We start from the raw sequence: 11619 nt of genomic DNA, 5'->3' as shown, positions 1-11619 counted from the left end.
TTGCTGGCATGGCTCAACGGTAGAGCAGCTGACTTGTAATCAGCAGGTTGTAGGTTCGATTCCTATTGCCAGCTCCAATTTAATATGGCTCCTTGGTCAAGCGGTTAAGACACCACCCTTTCACGGTGGTATCAGGGGTTCGATTCCCCTAGGAGTCACCATTTTTCGGTCGCATAGCTCAGCTGGGAGAGCACCTGCCTTACAAGCAGGGGGTCACAGGTTCGATCCCTGTTGTGACCACCATTTTTTTATTTAAATTTAATATGGCTCAGTAGCTCAGTTGGTTAGAGTGCCGGCCTGTCACGCCGGAGGTCGAGGGTTCGAGCCCCTTCTGAGTCGCCAAAAAGAAGTAATTATCTTACTTCTTTTTTTTTATGCAAAAAAATAATTTGAAATTTTACTAAATCTAAACAATTATTCAATATTTGGAATGTATAATTAAATTAATTACTATATAAAAAATTATTAAGGAAGTGATGTATAGCAAAATATGCGCAAGATATAGAGTAAATTATTGAAAAAGATAAAATAGGATGAAAGATAGGAAGTGTTTAATATGAAATTTTGTGAATATAAATATTTTGATTTTGAATTACCTGTAAATAAACTTTTAGACAAAGAGATTAGCTCAGAACTTGCATACAATTTAATAAAAGATGAATTAATGGATGAAGGAAATGCTAGAATGAATTTAGCTACCTTTTGTCAAACTAACATGGAAACTACAGCTATTGAATTAATGGCACAGACATTAGCTAAAAATGCTATTGATAAATCAGAATATCCACAAACAGCACAAATGGAAAATAGATGTGTTAATATGATAGCTGATTTATGGAATGCAGATGAAAAGGAAGATTTTATAGGAACATCTACAGTAGGATCCTCAGAAGCTTGCATGTTAAGTGGAATGGCAATGAAATTTGAATGGGAAAGAAAAGCTAAGGAATTGAACATAGATATTAAAGCTAAAAAACCTAATTTAATAATTTCTTCTGCATATCAAGTTTGCTGGGAAAAGTTTTCTGTGTATCATGATGTAGAATTAAAAGTAATTCCTTTAGAAGAAGGTTTATTAAAATTAGATAATAAAAAAGCTATTGAAGCAATTGATGATTATACTATAGGAATAGTTGGAATATTAGGGATAACGTATACAGGAAAATATGATGATATAGAAGATTTAAATAATAGATTAGAAGAATATAATAGAACTGCTAAATTTCCAAGATATATTCATGTTGATGGAGCATCAGGAGGGTTATTTACACCATTTGTAGATAAAGATTTAGCTTGGGATTTTAGATTAAAAAATGTAGTATCAATAAATACATCGGGTCATAAATATGGATTAGTTTATCCAGGAATAGGATGGGTTTTATGGAGAGATAAAAAATATCTTCCTAAGAAGATGGTTTTTGAAGTTGATTATTTAGGTGGAAAATTACCAACAATATCTATAAACTTTTCAAGAAGTGCAAGTCAAATTATAGGGCAATACTATGTTTTTGTTAGATTTGGATTTGAAGGGATTAAAATGATTCATGAGAATACTAGAAAAGTAGCTAAATATATTGGTAAAGAGATAGAAAAAATGAAGGTATTTGAGATGTATAATAAGGGTGAAAATTTACCTATAATTTGCTATAGATTAAAACCTGACTCAAATAGAACATGGGACTTAGATGATTTAACAGATAGATTAGCTATGAAAGGATGGCAAGTGCCAACTTATCCATTACCAGAGCATTTAGAGAATATAAGAATTCAAAGAATGGTTATAAGAGCAGATTTAAGAATAAATAGAGCAGAACAATTAATAAAAGATATGAAAGATGCAATTAATGAATTAGAGATGAAAAATAAGGTAGATCAAACTACAGCACACGGGTTTATTCATTAATTTAAAAAAGCTGATTTTGAGATTTTCAAAATCAGCTTTTTTTAGGTTAAATTATTTTCTTGTATTTACGCTACGTTTCTTTTCTATTCTTAAATCATTTGTATAGAAAATCATAAATTTAAATTGACCAATAAGCCTAGATGAAATACGTCTATCATACTTATCATCTAAGTCATCAGCACGTAGATTTGTTGATATAATCATTTTTTTACCTAAAAGAAGTTTTTTATTAAGTAAGTTAAAGAATTCTGTTTTTGAGAATTCAGTTATTTGTTCTGAGCCTAAGTCATCTATAATAAGTAAATCACAATTTAAAATCAAATCTTCTAAAGATTTATTTTTATTGAACCTAATATCTGCAAGAATTCTTATAAGTTCATCAGCTGTTTTATAAACTACTAAATGACCTTGGTCTAATAATTCTTTTGCTATGCAGTAGGAAAGAAAAGTTTTTCCTGTTCCTGCAGTTCCTGAAAATAGAAGATTTACGTCTATATTATCAAATTTTGGTATGTATTGAGATGTTATAAAGTCATATATACGTTGCATATTTTCAAATGGTGTAAATTTTTGTGTTGGATAACTTGGATCTGTTTTATTTGGAAATAGGCTTAAATCAAAATCATTAAAATTATATTTTGATACTATAGTTTCAAGGGCTGAATCTTTATAGTATAAACGTATAAGTTTCTCTTTAAAGCAAGAGCAACGAGTTACGCCTATATATCCTGTATCATTACATTTTGGACATCTGTAATGAATCGTTAGATAATCCGGTGAATATCCTTTAGATACTAGTGATTCTATTTTTTTTGCTCTTAAATCAAAAATTTTATCTTTTAAATTTTCTATATCTTTTTCAGTTGTTGTACTTTTTAAAATTAAAAGTGGTAGTTTTACTGAAAGTTTTTTTATTTCATCATCAATTTCTAATATTTCTGGATGTTTAGTTTTAATTTCTTTTACTCTGTTTTTAAGATTATTTTTTTCTATTGCTCTAATATCTTCGTATTTTTTTAATACTTCAGATTGGTATCCGCTAATCATTAATCATCCCACCCTAATAATTCACGCTCGAGAGCGTCATAATCATAATTTTTTTCTCTAAAGTTTTTAATTTTTTGATTTGAATTTTGTTTTGAAGTATTGTTATTATTGTTACTATAATTTTTATTATTTGCATTTTGAGATTTCTTAAAGTTCATATCTTTAAGTTCAATATCAGCTACTGTTCTGATATTATTTTTATTCCAGTCAGAAAGTATTTTATCTATATATTTAAAATCAGCTCTATTTAAACGCTGAAAGCACCTATCACAAGCTTTTTGAATGATTTCAAGTTTAAAATTATAAATGTAAAGCCACTTTTCAAGCATTTCTTCTTGTGGCTTCATTAAATCGGTATTTTTAATACCAAGATATTTTAATATTTCTTTTATCTTTTTCCACTTATCTTCTTCTTTAGCGATTAAGCTTTGTGCATCAGCTATATTTTTAACATTTTTTTCATTCCATCCTGAAGCTACAGCATCCATATATCTAAAGTTAGATTTACCTTTAGATGCACAATATTCTACTAAGAGTGTGACTAGTTCAGTTGTAAATACATATTTTTTATTCCATTCAATACAAATTTGCATTTCCTTATAATTTAAAGTTCTTGCAAGAATTTTTTCTACATCTTTAAGCATTGAAGTAATATCAGGTTCGGTCAATGCATTTAGTATAGTTTCATCTTCTTCAGACTCAATTGCTTTATCAGTTTCAAGAGGAAGGAATTCTATACTAAAGTTTTTAAACTTATCTATTGGAACTAACTTTAGAACACCTTCAGTATTCCAATAATGAAGAGCATTCATAACATCAGATTCAAGTAAATTAAGCATTCTTGCCATTATCTCAGAACTTATTCCTGGTTCACCATTTATATTTTGTTTTAAAAGTAAAAGATAAACTTTTACAAATTCTCCTCTAGCTTTTGGCATATACTGCTCTATAAAGATATTACTTACAGGAGTATAGTTTAAAGCCTTGTTTTTTAGTATAAAAGTGCTCATTTGTTATTACCTCTCAAAAATTTATTTCTAAGGTATTAGTATACCTAATATTTAAAATAATTATAACAAAGAGAGAAACGGATAACAACTTGAAGAAAAATAAAAGGAATAAATACTATTCATCTTGGGTAATTTAAAAAAGTCGATAAAAATTATAGAAAAGGAGATTTTTAAAAATGGACTCGTACTTGTTAAGAAAGAATATCTTAAAAGGCTTATTTACTACTATTTTAGTAATAGGGATAGTATGTATTTTAGGTAACTTTAAAGAGGAGGCAGTAGCAGTTAATGCTGTAAATGTTAATGAAAATTATAAAGGGGAAAGTAAAAATGTAAATGGAAGAAACGTTATGTTTTTTCATCCAACTCATGGTGGTGTAGTTACATCAGCTTTTGGTGAGAGATGGGGGAAAATGCATAAGGGATTAGATATATCAAGAAATTCAGGTGATGATGTGGTAGCTTGCTTAGATGGAGTAGTAAAATCAAGGTTCTATGAAGAAGAAGGCTATGGAAATGTAGTTATATTAGATCATGGAAATGGATATGAAAGTAGATATGCACATATGAGCAGTTTTAATGTTAATATTGGTGATAAAGTTAAAGCAGGAAATAAGGTTGGAAGCGTAGGTAGTACAGGTAAAAGTACAGGACCACACCTTCATTTTGAAATTAGAGTTAATGATAAGCCTATAGATCCAGAAAAGTATATAGGATAATAAAACTCCAAGAGATTTTTTCATCTCTTGGAGTTTTATTATTTTAAAAGTTTTCCTAGGTTTATTATTCCATTTCCAACTATATTAATATCATGTTCTTTAGTATTAGAACATGAAAGGTTTATTATTGATTTTATATCATCAATTGTAAGGTTCTTATCATATTCAAATAAAATTGCACATATAGCAGATACAAAAGCTGTAGAAATAGATGTACCTGAAAGTGTTTTATATTTAGCATCTATATTTTTAGGATATATCTTTAGTCCATTTTTTTCAGATATGTAAGAAGTATCTGAATTTAAAGTTATTATTGAGTCACAGGCACATGCAAAATCAGGTTTTTTAGTTTTCTTAAAAGGAGCTTTTGAGGAGTATGGATATGGTTTTGAATTAGAAGTTGTAGATAGACCTCCAATAGTTAAGGCATTTTTGATTAAAGCTAAGTCAGACATACCAAATTCAGAATTCAAAGTACTTCCAGCAGGAAGTACAGGAATTATTTTTTTAGAGACAACGTAGTTTAGCATAAGCTCAAAAGCACTTGAAATATTATGATTATTAGACAGCATTTCAAAAGGCATACATAAAACCTTTATATTATGTTCAGATGAGATGTTAGTAAGGTCTTGTATAGAGAACAGTATATCTGAGGCAAATCCTTTTCCAAGACCATCAAAAGCCTTATAAGATATAATTTTACTTAATGGAGCTATTCCGGTACACATACCATTTGAAGAAAAACCATTTCCACAAATAATACCAGCCATAGCTGTGCCATGTCCATTATCATCATAAGGAAAGCTTCTGTTATGAAGTAAATCTTTAAATAGGACTATCTTATTACTAGGTCTAGTTAAATCAATATGAGGATAAACACCGCTATCTATAATACCTACACAAATATTCTTACCAAAATATTTTAAAGTTGAAGTTCCTTTATGATAGTTATTAGCATTAGAAATAGTTATACCACATAAAAATAAATATTCATCAAAGAAAATTTTTTCAACTTCAGGATATTCAGAAAGGGATAAAATTTGACCCTTAGTTAAATTACAAGAAATTAGCATACAAGGTTCAAGAGAATATATTAAAGCATCTTTAAAGGATGATATTTTTTTCAAAGTTGATGAGAATAATGTCTTACACTTTACAAGTACACGATATTTTTTATAAATATCCTTTTTTAAAGACATTTGCAAATTGCAGTCAAGCTTACTCTTAAATTTAAACATAAAAATACTCCTACATTAATCGTTACAATAACATTTTATTAATGAGGAGTAATAAGTGTTAATATTAAATAAAATTAAAATTCAAAAGTTTCGCCAATATCTAAAATTTTTACATTGTCATCTTTAAAGCTTTTTAAAGTTTCATATGTTTCATCAAAATCCTCAAGTGAGATTTTGAATGTTTTATAGTGAACAGGAAGCATATATTTAGCATCCATATTTTTAAACATTGTATAAGCTTCAGTAGGAGAACAATGCATATAACTAAACCTTTCAGGTTTATAGCAGCCCACAGGAAAAACAGCGACATCACAAGAGATTTTATTAAATCTATTTGTCATTGCAGTATCACCTGCAACAAAAACTTTTTTTCCATTACGCTCTATTAAGTATGAATTACTTTCTTTATCAATTCCAACATAAAATCTTCTACCATCATGTTTTGCTTGAATTGATTTAATCTTTATATAGTTATCTTCAAAAACGTATCCAGGACGAAGTAAGATAACGTGTTTAAAACCTAAAAGATTTAAAATTCTTTTATAGCCTTTAGGGCAAATGACTATAGCATCTTTATTAAACTTACGTAAAGATGGAAAGTGCATATGGTCCATATGTCCATGAGATAGAAGAATATAATTAAATTTTACCTCTTGTACTTTATTTGGTTTATGAGCAACTCTTTTAAAGAATCCTAATCTATTTGATATAACTGGGTCTGTTATTATAAGTTTTCCATCCATATCAATTACAGTTGTTGCATGACCATACCAATGTATTGAGTCCTTAGTTACATCATGCGTTGATACAGGTGCTCTTTTATTTAAGTATTCTCTCATATTGTTATAAGTTAATTTTGAGAGAAAGTGGACATTTTTTAAAAAATTCATTTAAAATCTCCTTTATAAACTAATGCTTCCATTTAAATACTATAATACCTAGTATAATGATTGCAAGGCCAATGAATTCTTTTAAGGTAAAATTAATCTTTGTTGTTCCAAAAAGACCAAATATATCAACAATAGCTGCAAAAAGTAATTGTGAGATTAAAATTATTGCGATGGCAAAAGTTGTACCAAGAGAAGTAATACTCTGCATAACAGTAAAAATTATAATAACACCTAAAAGACCTGTTGAAAGATAAAGCTTATTTACTGATGTAATAGCCTTAAAATTACCTTTTCCAAAAAAATATGTAATTACTACAGTTATTAAAAATGCTGTTAATTGAGCAAAGCAGTTTGTTTCCCAAAGTCCTATTTTTTCACTTAGTCTAGTATTAAAAACTCCTTGAATAGTCATAGAAAGACCTGAAATTATTGCAATTATAATACCAATCATATTTATCACCTCTTAGGTAATAGTATTTCCTTGGAAATTATAAAAAATGTAAAAAAAAAGCTATAAGTTATCCTTATAGCAATTATTTTTATTTTGCGTATTTTTTGAAAGCCTCAAATATTTTATTTTCATTAAATCCAAGTTTTAAACCAATAGATAGGAAATCTTCGCATAGAGTTTCAAAATGATCTTCTGATTTTGAAATAATTAAATCATTTATATCTATGTATAGATTTAAAAATTGGTCACTTAAGCAATAGTCACTAGGAATCATAACAAAATCCTTTAAGCAACAATCATATTCATTATCTATTCCAATAGAAAGCATCAATTGGAAACATAAAACATATTTCTTTAAAATGACATCTTCATTAATCTCTAAGTCATCATCATTTAAATAAGTATAGCATTTAGTTTCATTAGCTAAATCACTTATTTTTATGTGAAGTGCTAAATTTTTTCTTGCTCTTACTTTATAAGTATCTAAATCTTGATTAACAGAAGCCTTCTCTTCAATTTTTTTTTGAATTTTAAATAAATCACATACTAACATAAAATCCCTCCTGATTTTAAAACGGCAATCATCTTAATATATTTTACAAAATCTTTTCATATAAGGAAAGATGAGTAAACGAATACATTGAAAAAAATTTGAAATTTTCTTAAAATTCGTAATAAAAAAAGTCCTATACAAAAATATAAGACTAGCTTTACTAATATATAAATTATGTTTAAAAGACTTTTAACTCAAAATCTTTTAATTTTAACTCATGTTTATTATGTGGCATTTTCCAGATTTGGAATTCAGAAATTTTTAAAGTTGTTTGTTCTAAATCGAGAAGATTTTTATTATCTCCAAGTTTTCTCTTTATGTCTCTTGGATAATAATTAAAATTGGCAAGTGATAATGAAAGAACAGTAGTATTTATATCTTTCACACTAAACCCATGCATTTTAAGAGTATCATTAAGAGTTATAAAAATTTTCTTTATATAACCACGATTATCTAATTTTAAATTTAGAGTCTTACATTCTTCTGATACAAAGATTTCATTAGTAAGCTCAACTTTAAACTTTTTATAAGGTGATAGAACCTTATGTACAAGCTCATTTAGTTTATCCATATTAGGGTTATCTAATATCTCTAAAGCTACATATGGTTTTGGTAAGTTTTTGTTAGCTCTAAATTTTTTAGAAAGTGTTCTTTGTGTTGATAGGATGAATTCATTAGATTCATCATCTAGTAATGCAACAATATAATATTTCATAATTAACCTCACTTAAATATTTTCAAAAATTAACCCAAACTTTTCTATAAATTATAACATAATACTTTAAAGAAAAAAATAGTGCTAAAATAGAGTGGAAATAAAACATATAATAATTAACAAGTATAAACAAAAACTTTCTATAATTTACAAAATAGAAATATAAAAGGGTGTATCTTTAAATAATTTAATGAAATATATTATGAAATTAAAAATATATGTAAATAATTAATCTAAATTTGCATATTGTAAAAAAATATATTTAATTAACAAAAGTTTATGTTATAATGATAAACGAACATTAAATAATTAAGATAGGATTATAATGTTTAAATTCTATTTGGAAATATTGATTAATGTGAAATTAAGAAAAAATAAAGTTTGGGAACTTAATATATATAATCTATTAATAAGGGTGAATTGGATGGAAAGATTAATTATAAATGGAGGAACTAAATTAGAAGGGGCTGTTGAAATAACTGGAGCAAAAAATGCTGCTGTTGCAATTTTACCAGCTGTTGTAGCGGCTAGTGAGGGAAAATGCATTATTGATAATGTACCTGACATAGAAGACGTACACTGCCTTGATAGAATTCTTTCAAGTTTAGGATGTAAAGTAAATAAAATTGATAATAATACATTAGAAATAGATAGTACAGGTGTTAATACAACTAACGCATGTACTGAGGATGTTAGAAGAATGAGAGCATCTTATTATTTCATAGGAGCACTTCTAACAAGATTTAAAGAAGCTAGAGTTGAATTACCAGGAGGTTGTCCTATTGGAGTTAGACCAATAGATCAACATATAAAAGGTTTTGAAGCACTAGGTGCAGAAGTAACAATAGAACATGGAGCTGTTAGTGTTAAAGCAGAACATTTAAAAGGAGCTAATATCTTCTTTGATGTTGTTTCTGTTGGAGCAACAATAAATGTTATGATAGCAGCAACTTTAGCAGACGGTGTTACAACTTTAGAAAATGTAGCAAAAGAACCACACGTAGTAGACGTTGCAAACTTCTTAAATAGTATGGGTGCAAATATTAAAGGTGCAGGAACTGATGTTATAAAAATTAAAGGTGTTGAAAAATTAACTGGTTGTGCATATAGCGTTATACCAGACCAAATAGAAGCGGGAACATTCATGATTGCAGCTGTTGCAACTAAAGGTGATATAACTATCAAAAATGTTATACCAAAGCATTTAGAGTCGATTTCAGCAAAGCTTACAGAAATGGGAGCACAAGTTGAAGAAGGCGATGACAGTATAAGAGTTAAATATGTAGGAGAATTAAAAGGCGTAAATGTTAAAACTATGCCATATCCAGGTTTTCCAACAGATGTTCAACAACCTATGTCAACATTATTAGCTATAGTACCAGGAAGAAGTATAATAACTGAATCTATATGGGAAAGTAGACATAAGCATATTGATGAGCTTAAGAAAATGGGAGCTAATATAAAGGTTGAAGGTAGAGTTGCTATCATTGATGGTGTTAAAGAATTAACTGGAGCGGTTGTTAAAGCAACTGACTTAAGAGCAGGTGCGGCAATGGTTATAGCAGGAATCTTAGCAGTAGGAAGAACTGAAATAACAAGCATAGAGCATATTGACAGAGGATACCCACATATTGAAAATAAGTTTAATGACTTAGGAGCAAGAATTGAAAGAGTGACTGTTGCAGAATAAGAAAGCAAGGGGATTTTAGAGATGATATTTTGCTCATTATATAGTGGTAGTAGTGGAAATAGCATCTTTGTAGGAAATGAGAAATCAAAAATACTAATAGATGCTGGAATGCCAGGGAAAAAAATTGATGAGGCACTTAAAAGGATAAATCAAGATCCGAAGGATTTAAAGGGAATATTTATAACTCATGAGCATTCAGACCATATAAAAGGTGCTGGAATAATTTCAAGAAAGTATGATATTCCTATATATGCAAATGATAAAACATGGGCAGCCATGGAAAAATCATTAGGAAAAGTAAAAGAGCATAATATAAAGGTTATGGATAAGAGAAGTACAATCATATTAGATGACCTTGAAATAAAGTCTTTTAATATTCCACATGATGCTATAGCTGCTTGTGGCTACACAATAAGTGCAGGAAATAAGAAAGCTAGTATAGCAACTGATTTTGGAACATTTACAGAAGAAATAAAAGATAACATAAAAGAATCAGATGTTATCTTAATTGAGAGTAATCATGATGTAAGTATGCTTAAATATGGACCATATCCATATAACTTAAAAAGAAGAATACTTAGTGAAGTTGGACATTTATCAAATGATGACTGTGGTGATGCAGTAGTGGAACTTATAAGAAATGGACTTGGAAAAGAAATTTTTCTTGGACATTTAAGTGGAACTAATAATCATCCAGACTTAGCATATCAAACGGTAATTACTACACTTCAAGAACAAGGAATAAAACTTGAGGAAGACGTGAATATTTCAATGGCAAATAGACATGAACCTAGTAAAATAATAAAATTATAAAAAAGAGAGGGTACAAAAATGAGTTTATACAAAAATTGGACTGATATGGTAGTTGAATATGTTAAAACTAAAGGAGAGGCAGCTTTCTGGGCAGAGTATGGAAGTATTGAAGAATCAATATACAGAGATTTATTAGCTAATCACACTGAAGTTAAAACAGTTACAATAAAAGAACTTGCAGCTAAATATAATACAACTGCAGAGTTTGTTATGGGATTTGTTGATGGAATCAATGATAGCTTAAAAAATGGATATGACTTAGAAACAATCGATGAAAATACTGAATTAGTATTAGACTTAGATTTAGAAAAGTTATACTTCAATATGCTTGATGCAAAAGCTGATTACTTATATACATTACCACAATGGGATGCAATATTCTCACCTGAAAAAAGAAAAGAAATAACTGCAGAGTATAGAAAATCAGGAACTGTAGTTAATGAAGATAAAGTTGGAAGAAATGATCCATGTCCATGCGGAAGTGGAAAAAAATATAAGAAGTGTTGTGGAAAATAATACTTTAAAAAAGGAAGCTCATAATAGATTTATGAGCTTTTTTTAGCGTATAATATATTATAGGATGAACAGCT

12 protein-coding genes and 4 tRNA genes are annotated in these 11619 nt (G+C 28.5%); 9 read left to right on the top strand and 7 right to left on the bottom strand.

Annotation, left to right across the window (positions count from 1 at the left end; all coding sequences use genetic code 11):
* The first annotated feature begins 2 nt into the window (after positions 1-2).
* From ACRDDY_RS18465 to ACRDDY_RS18445, 5 genes are all read left to right on the top strand, one after another.
* A tRNA-Thr gene (locus ACRDDY_RS18465) sits at positions 3-77 on the top strand.
* Between the two features lie 9 nt (positions 78-86).
* Positions 87-161, top strand: a tRNA-Glu gene (locus ACRDDY_RS18460).
* Positions 162-167: 6 nt separating this feature from the next.
* Positions 168-243, top strand: a tRNA-Val gene (locus tag ACRDDY_RS18455).
* 22 nt (positions 244-265) lie between these two features.
* Positions 266-342 (top strand) — tRNA-Asp (locus ACRDDY_RS18450).
* A gap of 214 nt (positions 343-556) precedes the next feature.
* The gene (locus tag ACRDDY_RS18445) at positions 557-1903 is read left to right on the top strand and encodes a glutamate decarboxylase (RefSeq protein ID WP_438566394.1); all 1347 of its coding nucleotides are present in this window, start codon (positions 557-559) and stop codon (positions 1901-1903) included.
* A 51-nt stretch (positions 1904-1954) separates the two neighbouring features.
* On the opposite strand, the gene ACRDDY_RS18440 is transcribed toward ACRDDY_RS18445, so the two are convergent.
* Both ACRDDY_RS18440 and ACRDDY_RS18435 read right to left on the bottom strand, forming a co-directional pair.
* Positions 1955-2950 carry an ATP-binding protein gene (locus ACRDDY_RS18440; protein WP_438566393.1) on the bottom strand — a complete coding sequence of 332 codons (996 nt, stop codon included), beginning with the start codon at positions 2948-2950 and terminating at the stop codon, positions 1955-1957.
* Complete coding sequence (locus ACRDDY_RS18435) at positions 2950-3960, bottom strand: DnaD domain protein (RefSeq protein WP_438566392.1); 1011 nt, start codon at positions 3958-3960, stop codon at positions 2950-2952. Before ACRDDY_RS18435 ends, ACRDDY_RS18440 begins: the two co-directional genes overlap by 1 nt.
* A gap of 176 nt (positions 3961-4136) precedes the next feature.
* Between ACRDDY_RS18435 and ACRDDY_RS18430 the strand changes: the two genes are divergently transcribed.
* Positions 4137-4679 (top strand): M23 family metallopeptidase, encoded by a 543-nt coding sequence (locus tag ACRDDY_RS18430; RefSeq protein ID WP_438566391.1) that lies wholly within the window; start codon positions 4137-4139, stop codon positions 4677-4679.
* A gap of 38 nt (positions 4680-4717) precedes the next feature.
* On the opposite strand, the gene ACRDDY_RS18425 is transcribed toward ACRDDY_RS18430, so the two are convergent.
* From ACRDDY_RS18425 to ACRDDY_RS18405, 5 genes are all read right to left on the bottom strand, one after another.
* Positions 4718-5917 carry a S8 family peptidase gene (locus tag ACRDDY_RS18425; RefSeq protein WP_438566390.1) on the bottom strand — a complete coding sequence of 400 codons (1200 nt, stop codon included), beginning with the start codon at positions 5915-5917 and terminating at the stop codon, positions 4718-4720.
* 74 nt (positions 5918-5991) lie between these two features.
* Entirely contained in the window at positions 5992-6807 is an 816-nt protein-coding gene (locus ACRDDY_RS18420) for an MBL fold metallo-hydrolase (RefSeq protein ID WP_438566389.1), read from the bottom strand.
* 19 nt (positions 6808-6826) lie between these two features.
* On the bottom strand, positions 6827-7258 hold the full coding sequence (locus ACRDDY_RS18415; RefSeq protein WP_438566388.1) for a DMT family transporter: 432 nt from the start codon (positions 7256-7258) through the stop codon (positions 6827-6829).
* Between the two features lie 88 nt (positions 7259-7346).
* Complete coding sequence (locus ACRDDY_RS18410) at positions 7347-7811, bottom strand: dUTP diphosphatase (RefSeq protein WP_438566387.1); 465 nt, start codon at positions 7809-7811, stop codon at positions 7347-7349.
* 178 nt (positions 7812-7989) lie between these two features.
* Positions 7990-8526 carry a hypothetical protein gene (locus tag ACRDDY_RS18405; protein ID WP_438566386.1) on the bottom strand — a complete coding sequence of 179 codons (537 nt, stop codon included), beginning with the start codon at positions 8524-8526 and terminating at the stop codon, positions 7990-7992.
* 424 nt (positions 8527-8950) lie between these two features.
* Between ACRDDY_RS18405 and ACRDDY_RS18400 the strand changes: the two genes are divergently transcribed.
* From ACRDDY_RS18400 to ACRDDY_RS18390, 3 genes are read left to right on the top strand one after another with little or no spacing between them, the layout of a single operon-like run.
* A complete protein-coding gene (locus tag ACRDDY_RS18400; RefSeq protein ID WP_438566385.1) occupies positions 8951-10216 on the top strand; it encodes a UDP-N-acetylglucosamine 1-carboxyvinyltransferase in 1266 nt (421 codons plus the stop codon).
* 21 nt (positions 10217-10237) lie between these two features.
* On the top strand, positions 10238-11029 hold the full coding sequence (locus ACRDDY_RS18395; RefSeq protein ID WP_438566384.1) for an MBL fold metallo-hydrolase: 792 nt from the start codon (positions 10238-10240) through the stop codon (positions 11027-11029).
* Between the two features lie 18 nt (positions 11030-11047).
* Positions 11048-11545: an SEC-C metal-binding domain-containing protein gene (locus ACRDDY_RS18390; RefSeq protein ID WP_438566383.1), complete on the top strand. Its 498-nt coding sequence runs from the start codon at positions 11048-11050 to the stop codon at positions 11543-11545.
* Positions 11546-11619 lie beyond the last annotated feature (74 nt).

It is taken from the genome of Clostridium sp. (assembly GCF_051656525.1).
GTDB lineage: Bacteria > Bacillota > Clostridia > Clostridiales > Clostridiaceae > Clostridium.
This window is presented reverse-complemented; position numbering and strand designations above follow the sequence as displayed.